This is a genomic window from Candidatus Nitrospira bockiana, assembly GCF_965152565.1.
Genome location: NZ_OZ224215.1, coordinates 2,738,632 through 2,765,348, shown reverse-complemented (window position 1 = coordinate 2,765,348; position 26,717 = coordinate 2,738,632). Strand labels below are relative to the sequence as shown.

Sequence of the window (26,717 nt, the reverse complement as noted above, 5' to 3'; positions counted from 1 at the left end):
AAGGAGGGAGTGATGCCCGCTGATCCCAACATGAAAATCATGGTCGTCGACGATATGTCGACCATGCGCCGGATCGTCAAGAATCTGCTGAAGCAGCTCGGCTACGCGAACGTCGAAGAGGCGGAAAACGGACACGAGGCGCTCACGAAGCTGCGGGCGGACCGATTCGGCTTCGTGGTGAGCGATTGGAACATGCCGGTCATGAGCGGCATCGAGCTGCTGCGGGCCATTCGTGCGGACGAGGCGTTGAAGGCCATCCCCGTGTTGATGGTGACGGCGGAGGCGCAGAAGGAGAACATCATCGAGGCCGTGCAGGCCGGCGTGAGCAACTACGTCGTCAAACCGTTCACGGCGGAAGTGCTGCAGGAGAAGATGAGCAAGATCTTCAAGTAACCCCGGAGCGCACGCCGGCCCGCTGACCGTACGCCACCGGCTGAGAAAGGACGATCGTGACGAATCGGACGCTCTATGGCGAGCTCGGCGAGCTGACGCGGTACATCGAGACGACGATGCGCCAACTACGCTCCGTGGACGTGCCCGTGGCGTCGACGGCCGCTCAGTTGCCGGAGGCGGCGGGCCATTTGACCGATCTCGCACGGCTCACCGAAGAGGGGACGCATCGGGTGATGGAGCTGGCGGAGGCCATCCAAGACAACCGGCGGGCAGCGTCGTCGCGGCTGCACGAGCTGGCGGCGCACGCCGGCGACGGGCCGGCCGGGGCCTCCGTCCTCGCCCACGCGGCGGCCATCGAGCGGTTGCTCACGGAGGACGACAAACGGCTCGTCGACATCATGACGGCCTTGTCGTTTCAGGACCTCGTCGCCCAACGGATCAAGAAGATCGTCGCGATCCTCGAGGACGTCGAGCACAAGCTTCTGGAGATGGTGGTGGTGTTCGGACAGAAAGAAGCCGGCGCCGCGGGCCAACCCGGAAAGGCCGATCAGATGCTGAAAGAATTGGAGGCGTCGAAGGCGACCGCGCTCAAGCAGGATTTGGTGGACGAGATCCTCGGACAGTTCGGGTTTCAATGAGCGGGAACCCCGCCGCCGGACGACGACCGTGACGGAATGGAGGCAGCATGGACGACGATCTGAAGGAAATTCTCAGTGAGTTCCTGGCCGAGTCCCAGGAGATGATCGAGCTGCTGGATCAGCGGTTCATCAACCTGGAGGCCGACCCGAACAACCGAGACCTGCTCGATGAGATTTTCCGGGCGATGCACAGCATGAAAGGATCCGCCGCCTTCCTCGGGTTCACGCGGCTCGTCGACGTCACGCACCGGGCCGAGAACGTGCTCAACAAGCTTCGCCAGGGGGAGATGGCGGTGACGCCGCCCGTCATCACGCTGATCCTGGAAGCGGTCGACGTCGTGAAGGCGCTGATGGGCGAGATCCGGGAAACCGGCGCGGACGCGAACGTCGAAACCCGGGTGATCTCGCACAAGCTGGACGACATTCTCGCCGGGAAGGATCCGGCCTCGGTGCAGCCGACCGCCCCGCCGACGGCGACCGCAGGCCACGAGCGGACCGGCGCCGATCCGCGCCAAGGTGAATCCGATCCCGCCGCCGTCACGCCCAAGCTCGGAGAAATCCTCATCCAAGAAGGCGCCGTTTCCAAAGAGCAGGTGATCGAGGCCTTGGAGCAGCAGGAGCGGAAGCTGCCCTTGGGGGAGATTCTCGTCCAGTCCGGGGCGATCACCGAACGGACGCTGGAAGCGGCCCTGCAAAAACAGGTCAAGACGGCGCGCGGCGACGATGATCAAACCATCCGGGTGGAGACGAGCCGGCTGGACAGCGTAATGAACCTGGTGGGCGAGCTCGTGCTCGGGCGAAATCGGCTCATGAAGCTGGGAGGCGGGCTCGAGCAGGCCTATGAGAACGAGCCGCTCGTCAGGGAGCTCGGGGAGACCTTGGCCCAGATCAACCTCGTGACGACGGACCTCCAGCTCGCGGTCATGAAGACCCGGATGCTGCCGATCCGGAAGGTGCTCGCCAAGTTTCCCCGAATGGTGCGCGATCTGTCCCAGAAGCTGCACAAGCAGGTGCGGTTGGAGCTTCAGGGCGAGGACACCGAGCTCGACAAGTCGGTCGCGGACGAGGTCGGCGATCCCTTGATCCATATCGTGCGGAACGCGATCGACCACGGGATCGAGGCGCCCGCCGACCGGCAGGCGGCCGGCAAGCCCGCGGAGGGAGTGATCCGGATCGCCGCCTCCCAGGAAGGCAACAGCATCGTCATTCGCATCGAGGACGATGGAAAGGGCCTGCAGCTCGAGCGCATCAAGGCGAAGGCGCTGGCCCGGGGGATCGTGAGCGACAGCGAGCTCAGCAGCATGGACGCCCGCGACATCATGAATCTGGTCTTCCTGCCCGGCTTCAGCACCGCGGAACAGGTCACGGACGTGTCGGGACGCGGCGTGGGAATGGACGTCGTGCGGACGAACATCCGCCGGATCAACGGCAGCGTCGAGATCGATTCTCGGGTCGGCAAGGGCAGCACGATCACCATCAAGCTGCCGCTCACGATCGCGATCATCCAGGCGCTCTTGGTCGAAGTGGAGCTCGCCACGTTTGCGATCCCGCTGGGATCGGTGGTGGAGGCGGTGAAGATCACGAGGGACGACATCAAGACGATCAACGGCCGGGAAGTGCTGACGCTGCGGGAACGGGTGCTGCCTCTGCTCCGGCTGTCCGACGAGTTCGGCATTCCGTCGGATGATCACCGCGACAAGTTCTACGTCGTGGTCGTCGGGATCGGCGAGCGGCAAGTCGGGGTGGTGGTCGACCGGCTTCGGTCCCAAGAGGAGGTCGTCATCAAGTCGATGGGAGACTACTTGGCGGAGATCAAAGGAATTGCGGGTGCGACGATCACCGGCGAAGGCAGGGTCGTGCTGATCCTCGACATCCCTGAATTGGTCCAAAGCATCCGCAGCGCCAAAGCCGCCGCCGGAGTCTGAGATGGCGCAGACCGCGCGGGAGAGAGGAGGGGCGATGTCATCCCTGATCAAGGAAGTGGATGCCCGGACGGGCCTGGCTGGCACCAATCGCATGGAACTGCTGCTGTTCCACATCGGCACGGGGGAGGTGTTCGGGATCAACGTGTTCAAGGTCCGGGAGGTGATGAAGTTCCCGGCCCTGACGCGGCTGCCCGAAGCCGACCCCCGCATCGAAGGCATGGCCAACATCCGGGGGACCACGGTCCCGGTCATCGGCCTCAAGCGCGCGTTGCAGCTCGGTGAGGAGCCGGCGTCCGACGAGGCTCCGCGGACCCACGAGGGCAAGCTGATCGTGACCGAATACAACATGAGCCTGCAGGCGTTTCACGTGGCCGGCGTCGACCGAATCCTGCGGCTGTCCTGGACGCAGATCAAGTCGCCCCCGCCGCTGGTCCGCAACAATACCAAAGGCGCGGTGACGGCCGTGGCCATGCTCGAGGACGGTCAGATGGTGCTGATCCTCGATGTGGAGAAGATCCTGGCGGAGATGTCGCCCAAACCGGACGAAGAAGTCTACGCCGGCGTGGAGGCGCGACCGGAAGTGCGGCACAAGCGGGTGCTGTTCGCCGACGATTCGTCCGTCGCCCGGCTGCAGATCCGCAAGGCGCTGGAGAAACTCGGCATCGCGTATGTGCAGGCCTGCACCGGGCAGGAGGCATGGGATCAGCTCCGCGCCCTGGCCGACAAGACCGCGCAGGCGGGCAAGCAGGTCAAGGACGAGATCCAGTTGGTGCTCAGCGACATCGAGATGCCGGACATGGACGGCTTTACGCTGACGCGGCACATCCGCAGCGATCCTCGCTTCAACGAGATCGCGATCGTCCTGCATTCCTCCCTGACCGGCAGCTGCAATGCCGACAAGGGCAAAGCGTGCGGCGCCACCGATTACCTGACGAAGTTCGACCCGATGGTGCTCACGCAGAAGATCGTCCAGTACTGCTCCTGATCGAAAGGGCCGCCGCCGATGGCTGCAGCGATTCGCGTCTTGGTCGTCGATGACTCGGCCTTCATGCGCAAGGCCCTGTGCGCCATGCTCGCCGGGGATCCGCGGATCGGCGCGGTCGAGACGGCGCGCAACGGGGAGGAGGCGATCCAGAAGGTCGCCGAATGGCATCCCGACGTCGTCACCATGGACGTGGAGATGCCGGTGATGAACGGTTTGGAGGCGCTGCGGCACATCATGAAGACCCAGCCGCTCCCCGTCCTGATGGTCAGCTCGCTGACCACGCAGGGAGCCGAAGAAACGCTGCAGGCGCTCGATTGGGGCGCGGTGGACTTCGTCGCCAAGCACCTGGAGGGGATCGCGACCAACATCAGCACGATCCATCACGACCTCATCGCGAAGGTCGTCGCGGCGGCAGGGGCGAAAGGACGGGTGAATGCGGTGCGGGGACCGATGGGCGCGCCCGCCACGAGCGTGGGCGCCACGTTGACCGCGCGCTCCACGAGCGCGACACGCGGGAGCAAGATCATCGCCATCGGGTGCTCGACCGGGGGACCCCAGGCGCTCTCGGAGCTGCTCCCCATGTTCCCCGAGGATTTGGCGGCGGGGATCCTGATCGTCCAACACATGCCGAAGTGCTTCACCAAGCCCTTTGCCGAGCGCATGAATCAGCGGTGTGCGATTGAGGTGCGCGAAGCGGCGGATCACGACGACATCACCCCCGGCGTGGCGCTGCTGGCCCCCGGCGGTGTCCAGCTCCGAGTGGCCCGCCGGCAGGCGACGAAGATCCAGGTGACGCTGAGCAAGGATGGAGAGGGGCTCCTGCACGCGCCGTCGGTCGACGTCATGATGCTGTCGATCGCGGAGCTGTACGGGGAGCGCGCGGTCGGCGTGATCTTGACCGGGATGGGACAGGATGGTTTGGAGGGGATGCGGGCGATCAAGGGAGCCAAGGGCAGGACGATCGCGCAGAACGAGGCCACGTGCACGGTCTACGGCATGCCGCGGGCCGTCGTGGAGCACGGCTGCGCCGAAAAAATCGTGCCGCTGTCCCAGATCGCGGGCGAGGTCATGAACATGATCTGACGGGGCACGGCACGGAGCATCGGGGAACGGGCATCGCACAGACGAGCGGGAAGGGCTCGACAGGAGGAGGAGCATATGATCAACCGACTGAGTCAGATGAAAATCACGCAGAAGTTCATCGTCCTGATCGCCATGGTGGCGCTCGTGGTGACGGGCATCGGCCTGTACTTCGTCTACCAGCAGGAGCAAAGCAAGATGCTCTACATGTTGGAGGGACGGGGCAAGATCATCGAGGCGCAGACGCAGGTCACACGGAGCTACATCGCCAAGAACTACGTGCAGAAGATCAAGAACATGAAGAAGAACGAGGAGGTCGTCATCTCCCAAAGCCACCTCGACAATCCGCAGGCGATCCCGCTGCCCGCTACGGCGACCCGGGAGATCAGCGAAGAGCTGTCGAAGACCGGCCTCTTCAACGCCCGTCTCATCAGCGGGCAGCCGCTGAATCCCTCGAACAGTGCCAAAGACCGGTTCGAGGAGGAGGCGCTGAAGGCGATCATGAGCGGCGCCGACTCCTACTCCAAGGTCGAGGAAGGCAACGGGATCACGACGTTCCGCCGCGCGACCGCCGATAAGGCGACCACGCAGGCCTGCATCGGTTGCCATGCGGGCAAGCAGATGGGCGACGTGCTCGGCGTCCTGTCCGTCTCCATCCCGATGGAGCAGATCAAGGCGGCCTCGAATGAGTCGATGCAGCGGGCCGGCTTGACGCTCGTGGCCGTCGTGCTGGCGACGGTTGGAGCGATGTACCTGATGCTGCGGCTCGTCGTCGTCAGACCATTGGTGGCGATGACTCACATCTCGCGCGACATTGCGGAAGGCGAGGGCGATCTGACCAAGCGGGTGCCGGTGAACGGCAAGGACGAAATCGCCGAGCTCGGGAAGTGGTTCAACGTGTTCATCGAGAAGCTGCAAGGCATGATCGCGAAAGTCGCCCACGTCACCGACAAGGTGGCGTCGGCGTCCGTCGAGTTGTCGGCGACCGCCGAGCAGATGTCCAAAGGCGCCGAAGGGTTGACGACGCGCACCGCGCAGACCGCGACGGCCGTGGAGGAGATGAACGCGACGGTGGCCGAAGTGGCGCAGAATTCCGGAAAGGCCGCCGGCATGGCCCAAGAGACGGCCCTGACGGCCAAAGGCGGCCGCGATGTCGTGACGGAGACGATCACCGGCATGCAGCACATTTCCGACGCCGTGACCCAATCGGCCTCGATCATCGCGGCGCTCGGGAAGTCCTCCGATCAGATCGGCGAGATCGTTCGGGTGATCGAGGACATCGCGGATCAAACGAACCTGTTGGCGCTCAATGCGGCCATCGAGGCGGCGAGGGCCGGCGAACAAGGCCGGGGCTTTGCAGTCGTCGCCGACGAGGTCCGCAAGTTGGCGGAACGGACCACGAAAGCCACCAAGGAGATCGGCGACATGATTCGGCAGATCCAGCACGACACCAAGGGGGCGGTCGCCTCCATGGAGGAGGGGACGCAAAAGGTCGCCAGCGGCGTGACGCTCGTCAACAAGACCGGTGAAGCGCTGGCCAAGATCGCCGAAATGGTCACGCAGACATCGGACATGATCCGGCAGATCGCCGTCGCCGCGGAAGAGCAGTCGGTGGCGACGCAGCACATCGCCTCGGACCTCGAAAACGTCGCCAAGGTCAGCAGGGAATCGGCCGGCGGGGCGACGGAGTCGGCCAAAGCGAGCCATGATCTGAGCCTGCTCGCCAACGAGCTCCAGTCGATCGTCGGCAGCTTCAAGATCTCGACCGGCGAAAAGCGGCGCTGAGGAGGCTCGCCATGGTAGGAGAACGAGACCGCACGACGACGGCCGTACAGACCGACGAAGGCGAACGCAACGACCGAGAATGCCGTCAGCTCGTGACCTGCTGCCTGGACGAAGAGGAGTTCGCGGTCGATATCCTGAGCGTTCAAGAGATCAACCGGATGGTCGAGATCACGCGGGTTCCGAAGGCGCCCGCGTTCGTCGAGGGCGTCATCAACCTCCGAGGGCGCATCATTCCGGTCTTGAATCTCCGGCGACGGTTCGGGATGGCGGAAGCCTCGCGGACTGCACGGTCACGGATCGTCGTCGTGAACGTGAAGGGGCGGACAGTGGGCCTGATCGTCGATTCGGTGTCCGAGGTCCTGCAGATCTCGAAGGACGCCATCGAGCCGCCGCCGTCGCTGGAGACGGCGATCGGCGCCGAGTTCATCCAAGGCGTGGGGCGAATCAAGGACCGGTTGCTGATCCTGATCGACCTGCACAACTTGTTGACGCCGGGGGAACACGGCGCGCTGGAAGCGCTCAAAGCGTAGGCGATTCGGAGGGAGGCGTGGAAGGGCGGTCATCGGAGGCCGGTGGTTCTAATTGCGGCAACGCATGGTGGAGCAAGGCGATGGAGTCGTTGAGCAGATCGGCGGCACAGTTCAAGGTCACGTGGAGCTGGCGCAGCGCCTCTTCCCAACGACCTTCGCGGCGGAGCACCTCGAACCGCCGGTGCTGTTCCTCGAGGATGGCCTTCTTGGCGTCCAGCATCAGACTGTGAACGGCGCTCATCGTCTCTCTCCTTAGCCACGTGGCCGGCACGCTACCAGAGTCGCGGAGGGAGTGCAAGTTTCCGTGGAGAAGGGCGCCGGGACCGCCCGGTTCACTCCGTTGGTGCTCGTTCTCGCCCTATGATGGATCTGTCGCATGGACATCTTGACACTCTTGGGCGTGGTCATCGCCGTCGGGTCGATCCTCGGCGGTCAGGTGTTGGAAGGCGGCCACGTCAGCTCGATCATGCAGTTGACCGCCTTCGTCATCGTGATCGGCGGAACGCTCGGCGCCGTCTGCATCCAAAACCCCCTTTCGGTGGTGTTGAAGGCCCTGTCCCTGCTGTCGCTCGCCTTGTTCAACCCGAGGGCGGACATCAAGGCCGATATCGGCAAGATCATCGAATTGGCGAATCTGTCGCGGAAGCAAGGCTTGCTGGCGCTCGAGGGGAAGCTCAAGGAGGTGGAGGATCCCTTCTTCAAGAAGGGCATCCAATTCATCGTAGACGGCACCGACCCGAAGATGATCCAAGAGATCCTGGACGTCGAAGTCATGCATCACGAGGAAGAGGCGATCACGGCCGCGAAGGTGTGGGACGCCGCCGGGGGGTATGCGCCGACGGTCGGGATCCTCGGGGCCGTGTTGGGGTTGATCCACGTGATGGAGAACCTCGCCGACCCATCCAAGTTGGGCAGTGGGATCGCGGTCGCGTTCGTGGCGACCGTCTACGGCGTGGGCGCGGCCAATCTGTTCTTCCTGCCGTTGGGCAACAAGATCAAGTGGAAGATCAAGCAGGACACGGCGGCCAAGGAAATGTTGGTGGCCGGGCTCGTCGGCGTGGCGCAAGGCGACAACCCGCGCATGTTACAGGAAAAACTGGAAAGTTACCTCCCGGATTCGCAGCGTTCGAAGGAGCCGAACAAGGGGTAGCGCCGCCGGGGACGGGGAAGGGCCAGCAGGGAAGGGGCCGAGGTGGCGAAGAAGGTCAAACACGAGGAGCACGAGAACCATGAGCGGTGGCTGGTGTCCTACGCCGACTTCATTACCTTGCTCTTCGCGTTTTTCGTCGTGATGTACTCCATCTCATCGGTCAACGAGGGGAAGTTTCGAACCGTCAGCGAATCGATTCAAGCGGCCCTCCGGCCCATCGTCAGCCCTCCGGCCTCACCGGTGCATTTCGATCTCGGCGACTTCAAGTCCTCACTCGTCCCGACCATCGGCCGCAAGGTCCAGTTCGTCCGGCAGATCCAAGAGGTGCTGAACAAGTTCAACAAGGAAATCCCCTTCAAGGACAAGCTGACCGTGGTGCCGACCGAACACGGCGTGGTGATCACGATCGCGGACAGCTTGGCGTTCGAGAGCGGGCGTGCGGAAATTCGCCAGGAGGTGCTGCCGGTGCTCGAAAGTCTTGCGGAGCTCTTTTCAGATCCCTTGTACCGCGTCGATGAAGTCCGGGTGCAAGGCCACACCGACAACGTGCCCATCCGGTCGCCGATCTTCCCGTCGAACTGGGAGCTGTCGGCCGTCCGTGCGGTGATGGTTACGCGGGTCTTGACCCAGCTCTATCGCGTCGATCCTACGCGGGTGTCGGCGTCGGGCTTCGCCGAGTATCGGCCGGTGGCGGATAACTTGACGCCCGAGAACCGGGCCAAGAACCGGCGGGTGGAGTTGCTGGTGCTGATCGACGACGAGGAGCAGCGCCGGTTGTGACGGGAGTCAGCCGACGAAGTCGGGGCTGAGGCGATCGACCGGACGGATGACCGTCGCCTTGATCTCGTTGTAGACGATGGCGCGTCCCGCTTGTCGCAGCCGGTTGAAGATGCCTTCCACGATCACCTGCTCGCCTTCCCGCACGTCCGTCTTGCCGAGGCCGACCACCTTTACGGTCGCGTTGCTGTCCTTGAGCAGGAAGCCGTAGGCCGTCTGCCCTTGCCGGTTCTCGGCGGTCTGCAGATTCGTCACGCGACCCACCACGATCACCATTTGCTTGTCGTAGTGATCGGGATGCGAGACGAGGTCGGCGACCTCCAACATCCCAGCGAAGACGGCGGGGGAGGCCATGGCGATCGCGACGCCGGCGAGGAAGAGGGCTGCGGCCATACTCGGTCGTCGGGTGGTCGGCATGCGGGCCTCCATAAGCGGAAATCTACAGTCGGCGTTCCTCGCCCATCATGCTGCGGAGGACGTGCTCTCCCATCTCGCCGAGCTCGACCGGTTTGTCTCCTTCGAGCTCCGCCACCGGCTCCTTGGGCGCCGGTGCAATACGGTCCAGTAGCTCCTGCTCCAGTGTGTCGGGCGAGAGCTCCCATTCGTTCTGGATCGCCGAGAGGCGTTGCAGGGCGAACAACGAGCGCGAGACGATCGGCCACGAGCGACTCTCCAGGTCATCGGGCATGGCGCCCGAGGCGAAGAGGGACAATTTCGCGAGCAGCGCCTCTTCCGTATGTTCGAGCCCGTCGTAGGCCGCGACCGACCGCTGGACGGGCCCCCTGGACAGCACGAGAAAGGCTTCTTTCCAGAGGTTCGGACAGGCGGCGCCGGGATCCGCCGCGACCAGTGCCGCCTGGAGGCCTTGAAGGAATTGCTGGAGGTACTTGACCTTCCTGGCCGTCAGCGTGCTGTTCGGGATTCCCCAGATGTGGGCGATCTCATGGTCCTGGAGCGGTGCCAGGCTGGCCGTCTCGAACTCCCGCTTCGTGACGTCGAGGCGCTTGCGATCCCGTTCGAGCCGCCGCAGCAGGGTCTGGTACTCGATCGCCAAGCGACGCCCCCGGTATTCTTCCTCTCCGATCTCATTCTGCTCCCAGCGCGCCTCGAGCTCGCGGATCATCGGCTTGGGGACGGCGGTCCGCGCCGTGGTCTTCCACTCACGCACCTGATCAGGTGAAAACCCGAATCGCTCCGTCAACAGCCGGGCGGCGATCGTCGAGAGCGTCTCCGTCCGCGTGATCTGGCGGCGCAGGTATTCGCTCTGCAGCCAGTAGCGCTCGCGCCGCTGGCGGACGGCTGACCGGTACTGCTCGACCCGCGCCGTGATGCTGTCGAGCGCTTCCCGTGAAATCACGGCATGCAGCGGTTTGGCGCCCGCCTGAAGTCGGGGGTCGGGGCGGTCGGCGGCGATGTATTCGATTTCCTCGTGCGGGACGTCGAAGTACTGGAGCATCAGCAGGTGCAGCATGACCCTGCCCTGAAGGGGGAGGGTCGCGATGACCGACTCGATGTGCTCTCGGGTCAAGGCGGACATCTTAGGATGAGCCGGCTGCTTGCGCTTCCAGATAGGTGGCCACGTACTCGCGGATCTGCTGCACGGTCCCGCTGATGTAGAGCTCGCGGGGGATCTCTACCCGTTGGAGCTTGCCCGGGTCCACGCCGCGGTCCAGCGCGTAAGCCTCGTCCACGTACAGGCTGACGGAGCCGTCGGCGTGGCGGACGGCGTACAGTGCGTGTGAATCGTCCATCAGGCCTTCACGTCGTCAGGTGAACTGAGATAACACACGCCGGCGGCCAGTGTCAAAGTCGCCCGAGGGCCGGGCCGAAGCACCGGCGTCTCAAAAGCACGTAGGCGGTGAACCCGATGAGCGTGAGGAGGAAGACCAGGCGGACCCTCCCGTAGCCGAAGCAGGCGAAGTTGGCCGTGGCGTTGAGCAGCCCGAACGCGGCGTAGGCCAGATAGAGGAACAGCGACCAGCGCCGCAGGCCGAGGAACCCGTAGCCGATCAGCACGTGCAGCGTTGGCGATTGCGCCTTGACCAGGACGCCCAGCAACCCGGTGGGCTTCGAGCAAAAGACGGTCAGGGCATATTCGGGATTGGCAACGATGATGTAGAAGTCCGTCGCGGCCGTGAGGAGGAAGAGGGCGCCCAGAAACCGGATATCGTGTGCGCGCTTCGAGATCGTGCGCAAGGTGCTCCGCAGGGAAGGCGAGCCGCTTGCGCCGGTCAGGTAGGCGTCGTACGCCTGGATCATCCACCACGGGAGGACGATGATCATCAGGAAGAACACATCGGCGCCGGGTCCCCCCATGCGCCCCAGCGCCCACGCCAGCGCCACCAGGACCACGGTGATGGCGAAGATAAGAGCCGCATGGCGGCCTTGGCGCTTGAGGAGTTGTCCCAAGCCCGGGATGGCGGCAGACAACAGGGCGGAAGTCATCGAACCCGTGACTCAGGTGTCCTGGTCCATAGAGATGAGAACGACCCGGCGCCGCGGCCGGCGTTGGCGTGGAAGCCTGAGGGGAGTGGAATCAGCCGCCGAGCGTATCGAGGACTTCCTTCAAGCTCTTGTGGATGCAGGTAAAAATCGGAGTGTCCCGCAGGGTGTAACGGCTTCCTTCCGTTTCCCGCAGCGCCATCACGAGATCCAGGAAGTCTTCCGGCTTGTCGGTCTCGAAGGCGACCACCCATTCCTGATCGTCGAGCCCGAATGAGTACGTCGTGTTCAGCTTCACCGAGGGGAAGCGGTGGCCGACCTCGATGTGCTCGTCCATCATGCCTTGGCGGGCGGCCTTCGTGAGCAGGAACCACTCGCGGGTCTTCACGAAGGGGTAGACGAAAATGTATTTGCTCTTACCGGGGACGATGGTGAGCCGCTTGCTCTCCTGCCCCTCATGTGTATGATGATCGACGTAGATGGACCGTTTCGTCATCGAGAGATAGGAGTACGGGGTGGACAAGTACGTGCCCAGACCGGTCGAGAGAAGTTTCGTGCTCATCTCCTGGAACAGCTCGAGCTCGTAGCTGATCCGCCACAACATGATATCCGCGTCTCCGCGGATACCGACCATCGTATAGGGGATCACCATGACACGCGACGCATAATCGTCGATCACGCGCGCGAATTCCTGCTTCCCTCGGGTGCGTTCATCTTCCGGTAATCGCCGCCAGGCGGGGTCGAGTTTATAGAAGCCAAAGTTCACATACTGGCGCCGCTGGGGCTGTTGCTCGCCGGCCATGCCTTCCTCCTCATCAGGAACTGAAAGTGCCGGGTTACTTAGCATTTCATTCGCTGTTTGTCAATCGAACGGCGGCCCTCACGCGCTCACAGGTCCGGCGCCATGCGTTGACAGGACGGGGGAGTTTTGCCTTTGATAGCCCCTGCTGATCGCCGCAACGTCGGATGCATCCGAGGCCCGTCATGACCGCCTGCCGCATGCACGGCCTGGTCCTTCTTCTTGTGCTTGGGCTGCACGAGCCGGTGCACGCCATCGACCTCGCGCCTTCGCGAGAGCGCGTGTCGGCGGCCCTCGAGGAGGGGAAACGGGCGGCGCGCGATCGGGTCCCGCCGGACCGTCTCTACGCCTGGTTCGGGTCGGGCGAGGACCTCGAGCCCAAGGGCTTTCTGATGACGAAGCTCGTCGGCCTCCGCGTCATGGCCACCCATTTTGCGCTCCGGGGCGAGACGCCGACCGAGGCCGAGATCGAGAAGATGCTCGACGAGCCGTCGTTGCTCGTGAGCGTCACGTTCTACGGCGACCGGCCGACGTTCGCGGTGGATGCCTACGTGCTGTTGCTGCAAGGGGATCGATTGATCAAGCCGATCAAGATCCGATCCGACGGCCGAGCCCGGCGTTCCTCGGCCTGGCCCCGGTCTCCGGCGTTTCAAGCCAAGGTCGTCGCCTCGTTCCCCTACGCGGAGATCGATCCCACCGCCAAGACCCGCATCTCGGTCTTTCCCGCCGGCGGTGGTGAGCTCTCGTTCGATCTCGATTTCTCCACGATCGATTAGACGCCGCTCCGGCGCGCGTTGACCCCTACGAGCGCCGATGCTAGCATCCGCGCCCATGCCGGTCGGGGAGATCATCGCCGTCGGGTCCGAGCTCTTGGTCGGCGGCTGCGTCGAGACCAATTCCGTATGGCTGGGCGAGCGGCTCGGGAGGCTGGGTGTCGAAGTCCGGTTCAAATCGGTCGTCGGCGACGACGACGCCGACATCGCGTCGGCGGTGTCGGTCGCGGTGCGCCGCGCCGAGGTGATTCTCCTGACGGGGGGACTGGGACCGACGGTGGACGACCGTACGCGGCACGCGCTCGCCCGGATCACGGCGAGGCCGTTGCGCAGGCGGCGTGAGGCCGTCGAGGCCATGACGCGACGGCTGGCCGCCTGGGGCCGAACACCGACCAGCGGACAACTCCGCCAAGCCTTGATCCCGGCGGGCGCCGTGCTGCTGCCCAATCCCGTGGGAACGGCGCCAGGCTTCGCGCTTCGGTGGAGGGGCCGCCTCATCGCGGCGTTACCGGGTGTCCCGAAAGAAGCGGAGGAGATGTTCGACGTCTCGCTCTCGGGTCATCTTGGGGGGGACGACGCCGGCCGGATCGAACGCCGGGTCTTCCATACCTTCGGATTGATCGAATCCGAAGTCGATCGCCGGCTTGCCGGCATGGCCGCGGGAGCGACCGCGGTGCAGGTGGGTATAGTGGCTTCCCCGCTCGGGGTCAGCGTCTCCCTGACGGCATGCGGGCCGCCGGATCGGATGGCCCCCGTGCTGGACAGAGCCGCCCGGCAGGTCAAGCGGCGGCTCGGCACGTTCTTATACGGTGAAGGTGAGGAGACGATGGAGGCGATCGTCGGGCGACATCTCGTCGAACGAGGCCTGACGCTGTCCTTGGCCGAATCGTGCACCGGGGGACTGATCGCCCATCGCCTGACGCAGGTGCCGGGCAGCTCGGCGTACGTCGACCGCGGCCTCGTCTGCTATAGCAATGCAGCGAAGACGGAGCTGCTGGGCGTGCCCGAACGTCTACTGGCACGATACGGCGCGGTCAGCCACCCGGTGGCGGCGGCAATGGCGCGCGGCGTCCGCCTCCGCAGTCGAACGCGGATCGGCTTGAGCGTGACCGGGATCGCCGGTCCGGGTGGGGGAAGCGCACGGAAGCCGGTCGGCCTGGTGTTCATCGGACTCGACGCGGGCCGAACGAGGCACAGGGCCGCCGTCAGGATGACGCGCGAATGGCGGTTTCACGGCGATCGCGCCACGATCAAGCTCCGTGCTTCTCAAGCCGCGTTGGATCTGCTCCGCCGATGGCTCGTGGGGCTGCCGGAGGCTCGCCGATGATCCGCGCCTTCATCGCGGTCGAGCTCGACGAACCCCTCCGCACCGCGATCGCGCGCGTCCAAGCTTCGCTCAAGCGTGAACTGGGGGCGGCCTCGCGGGAAGCACGCATCCAGTGGGTCCGACCGGAAGCCGTCCATGTGACGCTGAAGTTTCTCGGCGACGTCGACGAGCCTCGGATCCAGCCGGTCGCGACGGCCTTGTCCGAAGCCCTGAGCCGCAAAGCCGCCTTTGCGCTCGAGGTCGGCGGCTATGGGGTCTTCCCCGACGCCCGGGAGCCGCGCGTCCTCTGGGTCGGTTTGTCGGGCGAGGTGTCCCGGCTCGTGGGATTGGCCCAGGAGGTCGAACGCGCCGTGGTCCCGCTCGGGTTCGACGCGGAGCGGAAGCCGTTTACGCCTCATCTCACCCTCGCACGGATCAAGGACGGCGCAAGGCAGACCGGCCGCGCCCTCACCGATCTCGGGATCCTCAAGACTGCGTCCCCCATCGGGCGGCTCGATATCTCCATGGTGTCGCTAATGAAGAGCGAGCTCAAGCCGTCCGGCTCGGTCTACACCCGGCTCGCCTCGATCCCCCTTGTCTCAGAGGGACGGGAAGGCGACTGACCGACGTTCTGCGCCGGCCGCCGATCCGTCCGGCGTGGTGCAGCGTCGCGGATGCGGCCGGCCCGACGCGAGGGCGTTTCCCGCACGGATTCGGCTAGGTTTCCGAAGGGCAATTCAGTATAATTGGCCGATTTTTGGGCTCGGCCGGCACAGGGCGCCGGTTCCCGTCGCCTTCAGGCACGATCCGAGTCATTTCTTTCAAGGAGGGCTCATGGCCGAGCGAACCGAGACGACGGAGAAGAAGCGAGCGCTGGACCTGGCGCTGTCCCAGATCGAAAAACAATACGGCAAGGGCGCGATCATGAAGCTGGGCACCGCCGAAGCACCGGCGGATGTCCCGGCGATCCCGACCGGCTCGCTGGGGCTCGACGTTGCGCTCGGCATCGGAGGCCTTCCGCGGGGACGAGTGATCGAGATCTTCGGCCCGGAGGCGTCCGGCAAAACCACCCTGACGCTCCATGCGATCGCCGAAGCCCAGAAGGCCGGCGGGATCGCCGCCTTCATCGACGCCGAACACGCCCTCGATCTCGGGTACGCCAAGAAGCTTGGCGTCGACACCGACGATCTGCTGGTGTCGCAACCGGACACCGGCGAGCAGGCCTTGGAGATCGCTGAAACGCTGGTGCGGAGCGGCGCCGTCGATCTGATCGTCGTGGACTCCGTTGCCGCGCTCGTGCCGCGCGCCGAGATCGAAGGTGAGATGGGCGACGCGCATATGGGGCTGCAGGCGCGCCTCATGTCGCAGGCGTTGCGCAAATTGACCGCAGCGATCTCCAAGAGCCTCACGACCGTCATCTTCATCAACCAGATTCGGATGAAGCTCGGCGTCATGTTCGGAAATCCGGAAACGACGACCGGGGGGAATGCGCTCAAGTTCTACGCCTCCGTCCGGCTCGACATTCGGCGCACCGAATCGATCAAAGAAGGCCAGGATGTCACGGGCAGCCGGGTGCGGGTGAAGGTCGTCAAGAACAAGATGGCGCCGCCGTTCAAGCAGGCCGAGTTCGACATCATGTTCGCGGAAGGGATTTCGAAGGCGGGTGAGTTGATCGATCTCGGCGTCGACAAACGCGTGATCGAAAAGTCCGGCGCCTGGTATTCCTACAAGGGCGACCGGATCGGACAGGGACGCGAAGCGGCGCGCGATTTCCTCAAGAGCAATCCCACGATCGCGAAAGACATCGAGGTGCGCATCCGGGAGGCTTCCGGCGTGCCCGTTCGGGCGGGCGACAAGCGGCCGGACGGCAAAGAAATCAAGGTCGAGGACAAGGCCGATGGAAAACGGCCGCTCTCGGAGCCGCGCCGGGAGGCGGCCCGATCGCTGGGGAAATAATCCACGGGCAGCGGTGTCGAAGCGCTCCAGCCGTCATGGAACCGCTCCCGCTCGGTGAGCCACGTGTCTTCGCGCCCCCGGTCTCGCGCCCCACTGCCCCTCGATCGGCCCGATCGGCCCGATCGGCCCGATCGGCCCGATCGGATTGAAGAGGCCGCCCTCCGCTACCTGGCCCGCCGTGATCGGTCCGAGGCGCAACTCCGATCGTATCTCACGCGCCTCGGCGCCTCGGCTTCCCGCATCAGCACGTTGCTTGCCCGGTGGCGCCGGCTTGGCTATGTCGACGACGCGGCCTTCGCCAGGCGGTGGGGCCGCGCCCGTCTGGCGCAAAAGCCGATGGGCCGTGCGCGCTTGGAAGCCGAGTTGGAGGCGTTGGGCTTGAGTGACCGAACGATTGCCGCGGCCGCCCGCGAGCTTTATGATGGAGTCGACGAACGCGAGCTCGCGGCGCGTCTCGTCAGCGGCAAGCGGGCCGGACCGGCCGCGCTCCGGCGCCGGGGTTTCTCAGAGGAGACGATCGAATCGATCTTCGCAGCGGCCGGGGATTCGGATGATGTGGAGGGGACCTGGGATGACGGGCGCCGGTCACCGGCTGCACGACGAAGAGCCCATCCACGAACGGACGGTTGAGGACTGACGGCTGCCCGTGGCCCTCTCATCCTTCTCATTCTTCTATACGGAGCATCATGACCCAGTCGGCGCAGCAGCTACGAGAGGCGTTCATCCAGTACTTCCGGGACCATGGGCACCAGCACGTCCCCAGTTCGCCGCTGATCCCTCAGGCGGACCCGACCCTGCTCTTCACCAATGCCGGGATGAATCAGTTCAAGGGGATCTTCCTCGGTGAAGAGACACGCGGGTACACGCGCGCGGTGACGGTCCAGAAGTGTATGCGGGCGGGCGGCAAACACAACGATCTGGAGAACGTCGGGTATACGGGGCGCCACCACACCTTTTTCGAAATGCTCGGGAACTTCTCGTTCGGCGACTACTTCAAGCAGGAGGCGATTCGCTTCGGGTGGGAATTTCTGACCCGGGTCGTGGGCCTCCCGAAGGACCGGCTGTGGGTCACGATCTTTCGGGAAGACGACGAAGCCGCACGGATTTGGGAGCAGGACATCGGCGTGTCCCCGGGGCGGATCATGCGCTGCGATGAGAAGGACAATTTCTGGCAGATGGGCGACACCGGTCCGTGCGGTCCCTGCTCGGAAATCCACTATGACCAGGGCGAGCACGTCCCCGGCGACGCGGTGCCCAACGGCGCCGGGGATCGGGTGATGGAAATCTGGAACCTGGTATTCATGCAGTACAACCGCGACGCGACGGGGACTTTGACGCCGCTGCCACGGCCCAGCATCGACACCGGGATGGGCCTCGAACGGCTCGCGGCGGTGGTCCAGGGCGTCACGAGCAACTACGACACCGATCTGTTCCGGGGCCTGTTGGCCGGGATCGGGCGGCAGACGGGTCGCCGATACGGGGAGAAGCCGGAGATGGATCGCTCGATGCGCGTCATCGCCGATCACCTCCGGGCCATGGCGTTTCTCATTGCGGACGGGGTGCTGCCGTCGAACGAAGGGCGAGGCTACGTGTTGCGGCGGATCATGCGCCGCGCGGCCCGGCACGGCCGCCTGCTCGGAGTGGCGGAGCCGTTCATGCATCGCCTCACGCACATCGTGGTCGAGGAGATGGGCGGGGTGTATCCGGAGCTGCGCACAGCGGCGCCGACGATCGCCGAGGTCACCGAGGGAGAAGAGGAGCGATTCATCGCGACGCTCGACCAAGGGCTTCCGATCCTGAACGACCTGGTTGCCAAGGCAAAGGCCGCACAGCGGAAGAGTTTGGCGGGCGCCGACGTCTTCAAGCTGTATGACACCTATGGGTTTCCGCTCGACCTCATCACCGAGGCGGCTCGAGAGCAGGGGATGTCGCTGGATGAACCGGGCTTTCAACGGGCCTTGGAGGAACAGCGCGAGCGCGCCCGCAAGTCCGCCGGCTTCGAGGTGATGACGGCCAAACCGGTCATCACGGAGCTCGGCGCACAGGTGCGGCCGACCCAGTTCCTCGGCTACGAGCAGTTGGAAGCGGAGGCGACCGTCCAGGCGATTCTCAAGCAGGAGCGGCTGGCCAAGGACGCCGTCGAAGGGGACGACGTCGAGCTCGTGCTCGACGTTACGCCGTTCTATGCCGAAGGCGGCGGTCAGGTCGGGGATCAAGGGGTCCTGGTTGCCCCCGACGGTCGCGTCGAGGTTCGGGACACCACACGGCCGGCGCCCGACGTCATCCTCCACAAGGGAATCGTACGCAGCGGTCGGATTCGACAAGGCGATCGCGTACGCGCCGCGGTGGACGGTCGGTGGCGGCAAGACGCCGCGCGAAACCATACGGCCACGCATTTGGTCCACGCCGCGCTTCGCGAGATCCTCGGGCCGCACGTGAAGCAGTACGGCTCCTTGGTGGCGCCGAATCGACTGCGATTCGATTTTGCACACTTCAAGCCGCTCTCCTCGCGCGACGTGGACGAGGCCGAATCCCTGGTGAACGAGCAGGTACGGCGTAATGCCGCCGTGCGCACGCAGGTCATGGGCGTCCAAGAGGCGGTGGCCGAAGGGGCGCTGGCCTTCTTCGGCGACAAATACGGCGACCGGGTGCGGGTCGTCAGCATCAACACGTTCAGCAAGGAGCTGTGCGGAGGAACCCATTGTCGTCAGACCGGGGAAATCGGGACCTTCCGGATCATCTCCGAAACCGGCGTCGCCGCCGGCGTGCGGCGTCTGGAAGCCCTCACGGGCAGCGGGGCGATGGCGTATGTGAAACAACTGGAACGTGAAATCCGTGCGCTTTCGGACCTCCTCAAGGTCGGCCCCTCGGAGCTCGTGACGAAGACGAAGAAGGTGCTGGCGCAGCTCAAGGACAAGGAACGCGAGCTCGAGCAGGTCAAGCTGAAGCTCGCGAGCGGAGCGAAGGACGAGGCCACGGTCAAGACCGTGCGGGGCATCCGCGTCCATGTCCAGCGCGCGGACGGCTTGGCGGTCGCCGAGCTCCGCGCGCTGGCCGACCAGGTGCGTGACAAGATCAAGAGCGGGGTGGTCGCGCTCGGAGCCGTCCAGGACGGGAAGGTCTCGCTGATCGTGGCGGTGACGAAGGATCTCGTCGGGCGGGTGCGCGCCGGGGACCTCATCAAAGAGATGGCGGCGGAAGTCGGCGGGACGGGGGGCGGTCGGCCGGAGCTCGCCCAGGCCGGCGGCAAGCATCCCGAGCGCGTGGATCCCGCGCTGGGGAAAATCTTCGAGTTGGTGGAGAAGGCCGCCGGGAGCTAACGCGCCCGGCGTCGTCGACCATGGCTGCGACCAAACGAATTCTGGCGCTCGATCCGGGGACCAAACGGATCGGCGTCGCGATCAGCGATGAGCTGGGTTGGATCGCCCAGCCGCTCGAGACGTTCGAGTGTCGCTCGCCCGAGCAGGACGTCCGGCATATTCAGGACCTCGTCCGGCGGCATGACGTGGACCGGGTGATCATGGGGATGCCGTTTCGGATGGACGGGAGACGGGGGCCCGAGGCCGAGCGGGTCCAGGTCTTCAAGGATGAGCTTGAGCGCGTGCTCGAGGTCCCGGTGATCGCCTGGGACGAGCGCTTGACGACCAAGTCCGCGGAGTCGCTCCTCATCGAAGCGAACGTCAGCCGCAAGAAGCGAAGAGGCGCAGTCGATCGCGTGGCGGCGGCGATCCTGCTGCAGAGCTACCTGGAGTCCTTGACGCCGGGGGATGCGCCCGGCGCCGATCCCATGGAGACGGATCTCCGGCCGTGAGCGCATCCGTGACGCGGCGATCGCTGTTGTGGCTCGTCCTGCTCACGCTCGGCCTCCTCGTGCTGTCCGCAGCGCTGCTGCTGCACTGGATGACGGCTCCCCTCGGCGATCTCCGTGCCGGCGAGCCGCGACTCATCACCATCCCCGAAGGCGCAACGTTCCGCCACATCGCCGCCTTGCTGGAGCAGGAAGGCATCATCCGGACCCACTGGGGATTCGTGCTGTTGGGACGGGTAACGGCCGCCGACCGCCGGGTAATTCCGGGCGAGTACGCCCTTCACCCCGGGATGGCGCCGCGGGAGATTCTGGCGAAGCTCATCAGCGGTCAGGTCGTGCTGCACCCCGTCACGGTTCCGGAAGGGTATACCCTCGTACAGATCGCCGCGTTGCTGGAGGACAAGGGACTGGCGAAGGCCTCGGAGTTCATCGCGCTCGCGCACGATCCGGATTTCATCCTCGCCACGTTTCACCTGGACGTTCCGACCCTCGAAGGGTACCTCTTTCCCGATACCTACCACTTCGCCCGCGGCACGAAGACGAAGGACATCCTGACCGCGATGGTCGAAGGATTCTGGCGGGTGTTCTCACCGGAATGGCAGGCACGGGCCCAAGATATCCGCATGACCACCCACCAGGTGCTCACGCTGGCGTCCGTGATCGAAAAGGAGACGGGTGCGGAAGGGGAACGCGAGCTCATCTCGTCCGTGTTCCACAACCGCCTGCGGAAACGCATCCCCCTGCAAAGCGATCCGACCGTGATCTACGGGTTGAGTGCCTTCGACGGCAACCTCCGCCGGAAAGACCTCCAAAAAACCACCCCGTACAACACCTATCGCATCGCCGGACTGCCGCCGGGTCCCATCGCCAATCCCGGAGCCCGATCGATTTGGGCCGCGCTCTATCCGGCCGCCACCGACTACTTGTATTTCGTGTCCAAGAACAACGGCACCCATCATTTCTCGGCCACGCTCGCCGAGCACAACGCCGCGGTCGACCGCTATCAGAAGCGGCCGGCCAAGCGGGTGTCCTGAGGGAGGAGGTCGCATGACCACGAAGGGATGGGAGGCGGACCTCGCCTCCCGCATCGATCACACCGTGCTTCGGCCCGAGGCGACGCGGGCCGACGTCCGTCGTGTCTGCACCGAGGCGATCCGGTACGGCTTTCGGGTCGTCTTCGTACCGCCGTGCTACGTCGAGGAGGCGGTCCAACGCCTTCACGGCACAGACATCGAGGTCGGGATGCCCGTCGGATTTCCCTTGGGCGGCCACACCACCGCGACGAAGGTGGCGGAAGCGATGGAGGGCGTGAAGCGGGGCGCGGCGATTCTCGACATGGTTCTCAATGTGAGCCGGCTGAAATCGGGAGATGACGAGGCGGTGCGGACCGAGATCGCCGAAGTGGTGCGCGCTACCCCGTCGGCCGAGCACAAGGTGATCCTGGAAACCTGCTATCTCACCGAACAAGAGAAGGTCCGCGCCTGCCGGTTGGTCGTCGAGGCGGGCGCCGGCTACGTGAAGACGTCGACCGGCTTCGGTGCGGCGGGTGCCACGGTGGAGGACGTCCGACTCTTGAAGGGGGCGGTCGCCGGCCGGGCGAAGGTCAAGGCCTCGGGCGGGATTCGGGATCTCAAAACGGTCCTCGCCATGCTGGAGGCCGGCGCGGATCGCATCGGGACGAGCGCGGGCGTCGCGATCATGGAAGAGTGGAAGAGCCGGCAGCCGGGCCGACCGTGACCCGCCGAGGGATCCTTCCTGGACGCTGAGGGCAGGAGACGGCCGTTTCTTGCCGAGGGGGCACATGAAGACGACGGGACGTGGATGGTTCCCATGGCTTCTGTTATGATCCGCGCGCAATGACTCGTGTGATCTTGCTCGTCGTCGATGGGTTCGGGGTCGGGGCGTTGCCCGATGCCGAGGGATACGGCGATGCCGGGACGAACACGCTTGCGCATGTCGCCGACGCGGTCGGAGGCCTTCGGGTCCCCGGACTGGAGATGTTGGGTCTGGGACACGTCGGGACGTTTGCGGGGATACGCCGGACGGTGGATCCGGACGGGTGCTTTGGCAAGATGGCCTTCCTGTCGAAAGGGAAGGATTCGGTCACCGGGCATTGGGAGCTCTGCGGCGTGGTGGTCGAACGCGCCTTTCCGACCTATCCGCATGGGTTCCCCGCCGACCTGATCGAGGCCTTCGAAGGGGTGATCGGCCGAAAGGTCTTGGGCAACCGCGCCGCGTCGGGGACCGAGATCATCAAAGATCTCGGCGCCGAGCACCTTCGGACGGGGCGCCCCATCGTCTATACGAGCGCGGACAGCGTCTTTCAAATCGCCGCCCATGAAGACGTGATTCCCGTCGACGAACTCTATGCCATGTGTCGGGCGGCGAGGAAACTCTTGAAGCCGCCCCATCTCGTCGGCCGCGTGATTGCCCGACCGTTCATCGGGGAACCGGGGCACTTCATCCGCACCCCCCGCCGTAAGGACTTCAGCGTCGCGCCGATCGATCACACCCTGCTCGATCGGCTGAACGCATCGGGACAGCCCGTCGTCGGGGTCGGCAAAATTGACGACCTGTTCGCCGGGCGAGGCTTGACCCGGTCGATCCATGCAGGCTCGGATGCCGAGCACCTCGACGACGTGTTGAAATTGCTGAAGACAGTCCCGAGAGGCCTGATCTTCGTCAACCTGGGCGACTTCGATACTCGGTACGCGCATCGCAACGACGCCCGCGGCTGGGCCCGGGCGCTGGAGACGATGGATGCCGTCTTGGTGAAGATCATGGAAGCGTTGCGACCGGACGATGCCGTGTTTGTGACGGGCGATCACGGGAACGATCCGACGACGCCCAGCACCGACCACTCCCGGGAGTACGTTCCCTTGCTCGTCTATGGACCGCGGCTGGCGAGAGGCGTCAATCTGGGCATTCGGCGGACGGCGGCGGACGTGGGGCAGACGATTGCCGAAGCCCTGCGTGCCCCCCTGCTTGGGGCCGGCCAGAGTTTTCTCGCGGCCCTCGGAGGTCATGGGTGATCATGTCGTTCGAGGCGCAACTGGTCAAGCTGGGGCTCTCGTTGCCGGCGCCGCCGAAGCCGGTCGCAACGTACGTCCCGGCGGTCCAAACAGGGAGTCTCCTCTTTCTCAGCGGCATGATCCCTTTTCGAGACGGCACGCTGGCGGTGACCGGCAAGCTGGGCGCCGAGGTGACGGTCGAGCAAGGCTATGAGGCGGCGAAGCTCTGTCTCCTGAACGCGCTCGCCGTCGTCCGAGAGACCCTCGGAAGCCTGGATCGGGTGAGCCGGGTGGTGCGGCTGGTCGGCTACGTCGCCTCTCAGGAGCACTTTACCCAGCAACCGGCTGTCGTCAACGGAGCGTCGGACCTGCTCGTCAAGATATTCGGTGACGCCGGGCGTCATGCCCGGATCGCGGTCGGCGCCGCTCAGCTCCCCCTCGATGCCCCGGTCGAAATCGAGTTGATCGTCGAAGTCACGGAGTAGGCCCATGGGTCGGGGCTTGGTTGGCCCGGCGGCTCTCGCCTTGACACTGAAAAAATCCCGTTGATATAGTGCAACACGCCCCGTGCCTTGCCCCGCTCGTACGGCGCCTCCGGAGAGTGAGCGCTTCACGCACGCCGTTGCCATGTCCCTCAAAGGAGTCGATGCATGTGGTTCTTGATCGTCGGTCTCGTGATGTCTTTCGTCATCGTTCCGCTTCCCGCGCACGCGGCTCCCGCTGCGGCTCCCCGGCTCATGCCCGAGGCCGGGCCGGCCGGCTCCATCGTCACGATCAGCGGCAGCGGGTTCGGGTCGTTCCGATCCGCCCAGGAAAATCGCGTCCTCTTCCATGGCGTCCCGGCGTTGATTCAACGCTGGGAGCCGGATGTGATCGTCGTCAAGGTCCCGTTGCGCGCGACCGATGGCCCGGTCGAAGTCATCAAGGGGAAGAAGAAGACGGCGGTCGGGCAGTTTCACGTGCAGCGGCCGTCCATTCACGACATCACTCCCGCCGAAGCCGAACCGGGGACGATCGTCCAGATTACCGGCGAACACTTCACGAACACCGCCGGCTCCAAGGACCCGAACACGATGTTCGGCGTCAATGACGTGCTCATCAGCGGCGTCCCGGCGAAGATCAGGAAATGGCGAAACGACCGGATCGAAGTCGAAGTGCCGGCCAACGCGGTATCGGGGGATGTGGTGGTCCGGCTGGCCTCGTCCGATCCCTTGCCCGACGGGTCGTGCTGCGCACCGGTCGAATACGTCGTCAGCAATGCTCAGCCGCTCAAGGTGATCCCCTCCATCCGCGTCGATCCCATGAAAGGGCCGATCGGCACCAAGGTCGTCCTGTTCGGCAAGGGCTTCGGCAAGGAGAAAGCGCCCGGCGACGCCGTGCTGTTCAACGGCCAGCCGAGCACGATCGCTCAGTGGACCGATCAGATGATCGTCACCCACGTCCCGTTGGATGCGACCAGCGGCGCGCTGACCCTGAAGATCAAGGACACGGAGCGGGTGTTGGGGCATTTCGAGGTCGTGGTGCCGAAAGCCACGAGTCTCACGCCCACGAGTGCCCCGATCGGCAGTCTCGTTCGGATCAAAGGCGAAAACTTCGGCTTCTACTCCGAGAGCGGCTCGACGCCGTTCGCCTTTACCGACTTCAACAAGGGCGACAACGCCGTGGAGTTCGGCGGTGTGCCGGCCGTGATTTATCGCTGGCACGACGACAAGATCGATGTCTGGGTTCCCTACAGCGCGAAGAGCGGTCCGGTCGTCGTCAAGCGCGGGGGGACGAAACCCAAGCCCGATGGCTCGTGCTGCGCTGAACGGGGCATCATCACCGTCGAAGCCGGACCGTTCACGCTGGTGACGCCCAAGGTGGAGTCCTATACGCCGACCAGCGCCGGCCTCGACGAGATCGTTACGATCAAGGGAACGGGGTTCGGCAATTTTTTGAGGACGGACGAGGCGACCCAGCCCGGTTTGAACGAGCAGGGCCATGACTTCGAGCAATACGAGCTGGGCGAGAACGTATCCAGGAGTGAGGTCCTGTTCAACGGCATCGCCGCGATGGTCGTCTCGTGGACCGATACGGAGATCAAGGCCCGGGTACCCCGTCGACCGATGTTCGGCGTGGGAAAACCGGGCGGATTCTCGTCGGATCTCACCACCGGTCCCTTGGTCGTCCGGCGGGGCTCATGGGATTTGTTGCCCGACGGCAGTTGCTGCACCGGAAAGAAGTGGGTGACCGCGGAAGCCGGACCGTTCACGATCGAGGCGAGAGGGTTGCCGAACCAGCAGTTCTTCAAGGATCAGCGTCCGGAAGCGAGTGCGAGCCAATAGCGATGAGCAGATGGCCCGTCCTGGTTGCGATGCTCTCCGTGGTCTTCCTTCCCGCCTGGCTCGCAGCCGGAAGCCCCGGCGTCATCGCCGCCGCTCAGAAGAGCGGCACCGAGGTGACGCTGATGGGGATTCACTTTCATGACCCGCAACGCGGCTGGGCCGTCGGCTCAGGGGGAACGATTCTCAAGACGGTCGACGGGGGCAAACGGTGGAAGGCAGTGCCGAGTCCCGCGAGGACCCTGCTGACCAGCGTCTTTTTTGCCACGGAGTCGACCGGATGGATCGTCGGTGCGAACGGGACCATCCTCCACTCGGAGAATGGAGGCGAGAAGTGGGCGCATCAGATGAGCGGGACGCAGTCGCCGCTCTACGGCGCCTACTTCCTCGACACTTCCACGGGGTGGGTGGTGGGAGGGGCCGGCACGATCTTGTCGACCACGGACGGCGGGGCCACATGGACGGACCAGCCGAGCAACACCAACGCGATCCTCTACGCCGTCCACTTCGCCGATCGGGATCACGGCGGCGCGGCTGGAGCGCTTGGCACCATTCTGGTGACGACGGACGGCGGCAAGACCTGGACGCCGCAGGAGACGAACAGCTCGGCGACGTTCTTCGATATCTTCTTCAATGCGCCGGGGAGCGCGTGGGCCGTCGGCAACGCCGGCGCCATGTTTCAAATGGTCGAGAACGGCGCCCGCTGGGTGGATCGCACGTTACCCTGTCTGAAGGGCTGCTCGCGGCTGACCGACCTCCTCCGGGTCCGCTTTACCGACGCCAAGTCGGGCTGGATCGTCGGCGAGCACGGGGCCATCTATCGAACGCAGGACGCCGGCTTTTCCTGGTCGGTCCTCGACAGCCAGGTGAAGCGTTCCCTCTATGGGCTCACCTTTCCGGACCCCTCTCACGGCTGGGCCAGCGGCGAGCGGGGCACCATCGTCCATATCGCGGCGCAGTAGAGCCGAACGCCGCGATCGCGGTGTTTCGGTTTCTACGTGTCGAGCCGTATAGGCCCATCCGGCGCCACCTCTACGC

At 64.9% G+C, this 26,717-nt stretch carries 28 protein-coding genes; 22 read left to right on the top strand and 6 right to left on the bottom strand.

Annotation, left to right across the window (positions count from 1 at the left end; translation table 11 throughout):
• The first annotated feature begins 30 nt into the window (after positions 1-30).
• From cheY to ACWHYV_RS13525, 7 genes are all read left to right on the top strand, one after another.
• On the top strand, positions 31-393 hold the full coding sequence (cheY, locus tag ACWHYV_RS13555; RefSeq protein ID WP_447980727.1) for a chemotaxis response regulator CheY: 363 nt from the start codon (positions 31-33) through the stop codon (positions 391-393).
• 56 nt (positions 394-449) lie between these two features.
• Positions 450-1,031, top strand: coding sequence for a protein phosphatase CheZ (locus ACWHYV_RS13550; protein WP_447977023.1), 582 nt, complete (start codon positions 450-452; stop codon positions 1,029-1,031).
• 47 nt (positions 1,032-1,078) lie between these two features.
• Complete coding sequence (locus tag ACWHYV_RS13545) at positions 1,079-2,956, top strand: chemotaxis protein CheA (protein ID WP_447977022.1); 1,878 nt, start codon at positions 1,079-1,081, stop codon at positions 2,954-2,956.
• Positions 2,957-2,990: 34 nt separating this feature from the next.
• Positions 2,991-3,941, top strand: a complete 951-nt coding sequence (locus tag ACWHYV_RS13540; protein ID WP_447977021.1) for a chemotaxis protein — start codon at positions 2,991-2,993, stop codon at positions 3,939-3,941.
• 18 nt (positions 3,942-3,959) lie between these two features.
• A complete protein-coding gene (locus ACWHYV_RS13535) occupies positions 3,960-5,024 on the top strand; it encodes a protein-glutamate methylesterase/protein-glutamine glutaminase (protein ID WP_447977020.1) in 1,065 nt (354 codons plus the stop codon).
• A 75-nt stretch (positions 5,025-5,099) separates the two neighbouring features.
• A complete protein-coding gene (locus ACWHYV_RS13530; protein ID WP_447977019.1) occupies positions 5,100-6,806 on the top strand; it encodes a methyl-accepting chemotaxis protein in 1,707 nt (568 codons plus the stop codon).
• Between the two features lie 11 nt (positions 6,807-6,817).
• Complete coding sequence (locus ACWHYV_RS13525) at positions 6,818-7,336, top strand: chemotaxis protein CheW (protein ID WP_447977018.1); 519 nt, start codon at positions 6,818-6,820, stop codon at positions 7,334-7,336.
• Here the strand turns inward: ACWHYV_RS13525 and ACWHYV_RS13520 are convergent.
• Positions 7,326-7,577 carry a hypothetical protein gene (locus ACWHYV_RS13520; protein WP_447977017.1) on the bottom strand — a complete coding sequence of 84 codons (252 nt, stop codon included), beginning with the start codon at positions 7,575-7,577 and terminating at the stop codon, positions 7,326-7,328. The genes ACWHYV_RS13525 and ACWHYV_RS13520 overlap by 11 nt on opposite strands.
• Positions 7,578-7,712: 135 nt before the next feature.
• Between ACWHYV_RS13520 and ACWHYV_RS13515 the strand changes: the two genes are divergently transcribed.
• Complete coding sequence (locus tag ACWHYV_RS13515; RefSeq protein WP_447977016.1) at positions 7,713-8,486, top strand: flagellar motor protein; 774 nt, start codon at positions 7,713-7,715, stop codon at positions 8,484-8,486.
• 42 nt (positions 8,487-8,528) lie between these two features.
• A complete protein-coding gene (locus tag ACWHYV_RS13510; RefSeq protein WP_447977015.1) occupies positions 8,529-9,266 on the top strand; it encodes a flagellar motor protein MotB in 738 nt (245 codons plus the stop codon).
• 6 nt (positions 9,267-9,272) lie between these two features.
• Here the strand turns inward: ACWHYV_RS13510 and ACWHYV_RS13505 are convergent, their stop codons facing one another.
• The 5 genes from ACWHYV_RS13505 to ACWHYV_RS13485 all read right to left on the bottom strand — a co-directional run bounded on the left by ACWHYV_RS13505 (position 9,273) and on the right by ACWHYV_RS13485 (position 12,507).
• Positions 9,273-9,680: a hypothetical protein gene (locus ACWHYV_RS13505; protein ID WP_447977014.1), complete on the bottom strand. Its 408-nt coding sequence runs from the start codon at positions 9,678-9,680 to the stop codon at positions 9,273-9,275.
• 22 nt (positions 9,681-9,702) lie between these two features.
• Positions 9,703-10,791: a hypothetical protein gene (locus ACWHYV_RS13500; RefSeq protein ID WP_447977013.1), complete on the bottom strand. Its 1,089-nt coding sequence runs from the start codon at positions 10,789-10,791 to the stop codon at positions 9,703-9,705.
• Positions 10,792-10,801: 10 nt separating this feature from the next.
• Positions 10,802-11,014: a hypothetical protein gene (locus tag ACWHYV_RS13495; protein WP_447977012.1), complete on the bottom strand. Its 213-nt coding sequence runs from the start codon at positions 11,012-11,014 to the stop codon at positions 10,802-10,804.
• Between the two features lie 52 nt (positions 11,015-11,066).
• Positions 11,067-11,708: a hypothetical protein gene (locus tag ACWHYV_RS13490; protein WP_447977011.1), complete on the bottom strand. Its 642-nt coding sequence runs from the start codon at positions 11,706-11,708 to the stop codon at positions 11,067-11,069.
• A gap of 91 nt (positions 11,709-11,799) precedes the next feature.
• On the bottom strand, positions 11,800-12,507 hold the full coding sequence (locus ACWHYV_RS13485) for a chlorite dismutase family protein (RefSeq protein WP_447977010.1): 708 nt from the start codon (positions 12,505-12,507) through the stop codon (positions 11,800-11,802).
• 182 nt (positions 12,508-12,689) lie between these two features.
• On the opposite strand from ACWHYV_RS13485, the gene ACWHYV_RS13480 reads away from it, so the two are divergent.
• The 13 genes from ACWHYV_RS13480 (at position 12,690) to ACWHYV_RS13420 (ending at position 26,641) form a co-directional block, all read left to right on the top strand.
• Positions 12,690-13,280: a hypothetical protein gene (locus ACWHYV_RS13480; protein ID WP_447977009.1), complete on the top strand. Its 591-nt coding sequence runs from the start codon at positions 12,690-12,692 to the stop codon at positions 13,278-13,280.
• A gap of 37 nt (positions 13,281-13,317) precedes the next feature.
• On the top strand, positions 13,318-14,604 hold the full coding sequence (locus ACWHYV_RS13475) for a competence/damage-inducible protein A (protein ID WP_447977008.1): 1,287 nt from the start codon (positions 13,318-13,320) through the stop codon (positions 14,602-14,604).
• Positions 14,601-15,206 (top strand): RNA 2',3'-cyclic phosphodiesterase, encoded by a 606-nt coding sequence (gene thpR / locus ACWHYV_RS13470; RefSeq protein WP_447977007.1) that lies wholly within the window; start codon positions 14,601-14,603, stop codon positions 15,204-15,206. The genes ACWHYV_RS13475 and thpR overlap by 4 nt, the downstream gene beginning before the upstream one ends.
• Positions 15,207-15,417: 211 nt before the next feature.
• Positions 15,418-16,539 carry a recombinase RecA gene (recA, locus tag ACWHYV_RS13465; RefSeq protein WP_447977006.1) on the top strand — a complete coding sequence of 374 codons (1,122 nt, stop codon included), beginning with the start codon at positions 15,418-15,420 and terminating at the stop codon, positions 16,537-16,539.
• Between the two features lie 63 nt (positions 16,540-16,602).
• Positions 16,603-17,169: a regulatory protein RecX gene (locus ACWHYV_RS13460; protein ID WP_447977005.1), complete on the top strand. Its 567-nt coding sequence runs from the start codon at positions 16,603-16,605 to the stop codon at positions 17,167-17,169.
• A 56-nt stretch (positions 17,170-17,225) separates the two neighbouring features.
• Positions 17,226-19,859 carry an alanine--tRNA ligase gene (gene alaS / locus ACWHYV_RS13455; protein WP_447977004.1) on the top strand — a complete coding sequence of 878 codons (2,634 nt, stop codon included), beginning with the start codon at positions 17,226-17,228 and terminating at the stop codon, positions 19,857-19,859.
• Between the two features lie 20 nt (positions 19,860-19,879).
• Positions 19,880-20,350: a Holliday junction resolvase RuvX gene (gene ruvX / locus ACWHYV_RS13450; protein WP_447977003.1), complete on the top strand. Its 471-nt coding sequence runs from the start codon at positions 19,880-19,882 to the stop codon at positions 20,348-20,350.
• Complete coding sequence (gene mltG, locus ACWHYV_RS13445) at positions 20,347-21,381, top strand: endolytic transglycosylase MltG (protein ID WP_447977002.1); 1,035 nt, start codon at positions 20,347-20,349, stop codon at positions 21,379-21,381. The genes ruvX and mltG overlap by 4 nt, the downstream gene beginning before the upstream one ends.
• A gap of 13 nt (positions 21,382-21,394) precedes the next feature.
• Positions 21,395-22,084, top strand: a complete 690-nt coding sequence (deoC, locus tag ACWHYV_RS13440) for a deoxyribose-phosphate aldolase (protein WP_447977001.1) — start codon at positions 21,395-21,397, stop codon at positions 22,082-22,084.
• 119 nt (positions 22,085-22,203) lie between these two features.
• Complete coding sequence (locus ACWHYV_RS13435; RefSeq protein WP_447977000.1) at positions 22,204-23,379, top strand: phosphopentomutase; 1,176 nt, start codon at positions 22,204-22,206, stop codon at positions 23,377-23,379.
• Positions 23,376-23,843 (top strand): RidA family protein, encoded by a 468-nt coding sequence (locus ACWHYV_RS13430; RefSeq protein WP_447976999.1) that lies wholly within the window; start codon positions 23,376-23,378, stop codon positions 23,841-23,843. Before ACWHYV_RS13435 ends, ACWHYV_RS13430 begins: the two co-directional genes overlap by 4 nt.
• A gap of 165 nt (positions 23,844-24,008) precedes the next feature.
• Positions 24,009-25,682 (top strand): IPT/TIG domain-containing protein, encoded by a 1,674-nt coding sequence (locus tag ACWHYV_RS13425; RefSeq protein ID WP_447976998.1) that lies wholly within the window; start codon positions 24,009-24,011, stop codon positions 25,680-25,682.
• Positions 25,683-25,684: 2 nt separating this feature from the next.
• Entirely contained in the window at positions 25,685-26,641 is a 957-nt protein-coding gene (locus ACWHYV_RS13420) for a WD40/YVTN/BNR-like repeat-containing protein (protein ID WP_447976997.1), read from the top strand.
• Positions 26,642-26,717 lie beyond the last annotated feature (76 nt).

Bases quoted from the DNA above. Each gene is read 5' to 3' on its own strand.
- cheY (WP_447980727.1), top strand. From the start codon at position 31: ATGAAAATCATGGTCGTCGACGATATGTCGACCATGCGCCGGATCGTC.
- ACWHYV_RS13545 (WP_447977022.1), top strand. From the start codon at position 1,079: ATGGACGACGATCTGAAGGAAATTCTCAGTGAGTTCCTGGCCGAGTCC.
- ACWHYV_RS13540 (WP_447977021.1), top strand. From the start codon at position 2,991: ATGTCATCCCTGATCAAGGAAGTGGATGCCCGGACGGGCCTGGCTGGC.
- ACWHYV_RS13535 (WP_447977020.1), top strand. From the start codon at position 3,960: ATGGCTGCAGCGATTCGCGTCTTGGTCGTCGATGACTCGGCCTTCATG.
- ACWHYV_RS13530 (WP_447977019.1), top strand. From the start codon at position 5,100: ATGATCAACCGACTGAGTCAGATGAAAATCACGCAGAAGTTCATCGTC.
- ACWHYV_RS13525 (WP_447977018.1), top strand. From the start codon at position 6,818: ATGGTAGGAGAACGAGACCGCACGACGACGGCCGTACAGACCGACGAA.
- ACWHYV_RS13520 (WP_447977017.1), bottom strand. From the start codon at position 7,577: ATGAGCGCCGTTCACAGTCTGATGCTGGACGCCAAGAAGGCCATCCTC.
- ACWHYV_RS13515 (WP_447977016.1), top strand. From the start codon at position 7,713: ATGGACATCTTGACACTCTTGGGCGTGGTCATCGCCGTCGGGTCGATC.
- ACWHYV_RS13505 (WP_447977014.1), bottom strand. From the start codon at position 9,680: ATGCCGACCACCCGACGACCGAGTATGGCCGCAGCCCTCTTCCTCGCC.
- ACWHYV_RS13495 (WP_447977012.1), bottom strand. From the start codon at position 11,014: ATGGACGATTCACACGCACTGTACGCCGTCCGCCACGCCGACGGCTCC.
- ACWHYV_RS13490 (WP_447977011.1), bottom strand. From the start codon at position 11,708: ATGACTTCCGCCCTGTTGTCTGCCGCCATCCCGGGCTTGGGACAACTC.
- ACWHYV_RS13485 (WP_447977010.1), bottom strand. From the start codon at position 12,507: ATGGCCGGCGAGCAACAGCCCCAGCGGCGCCAGTATGTGAACTTTGGC.
- ACWHYV_RS13480 (WP_447977009.1), top strand. From the start codon at position 12,690: ATGACCGCCTGCCGCATGCACGGCCTGGTCCTTCTTCTTGTGCTTGGG.
- ACWHYV_RS13475 (WP_447977008.1), top strand. From the start codon at position 13,318: ATGCTAGCATCCGCGCCCATGCCGGTCGGGGAGATCATCGCCGTCGGG.
- thpR (WP_447977007.1), top strand. From the start codon at position 14,601: ATGATCCGCGCCTTCATCGCGGTCGAGCTCGACGAACCCCTCCGCACC.
- recA (WP_447977006.1), top strand. From the start codon at position 15,418: ATGGCCGAGCGAACCGAGACGACGGAGAAGAAGCGAGCGCTGGACCTG.
- alaS (WP_447977004.1), top strand. From the start codon at position 17,226: ATGACCCAGTCGGCGCAGCAGCTACGAGAGGCGTTCATCCAGTACTTC.
- ruvX (WP_447977003.1), top strand. From the start codon at position 19,880: ATGGCTGCGACCAAACGAATTCTGGCGCTCGATCCGGGGACCAAACGG.
- deoC (WP_447977001.1), top strand. From the start codon at position 21,395: ATGACCACGAAGGGATGGGAGGCGGACCTCGCCTCCCGCATCGATCAC.
- ACWHYV_RS13435 (WP_447977000.1), top strand. From the start codon at position 22,204: ATGACTCGTGTGATCTTGCTCGTCGTCGATGGGTTCGGGGTCGGGGCG.
- ACWHYV_RS13425 (WP_447976998.1), top strand. From the start codon at position 24,009: ATGTGGTTCTTGATCGTCGGTCTCGTGATGTCTTTCGTCATCGTTCCG.
- ACWHYV_RS13420 (WP_447976997.1), top strand. From the start codon at position 25,685: ATGAGCAGATGGCCCGTCCTGGTTGCGATGCTCTCCGTGGTCTTCCTT.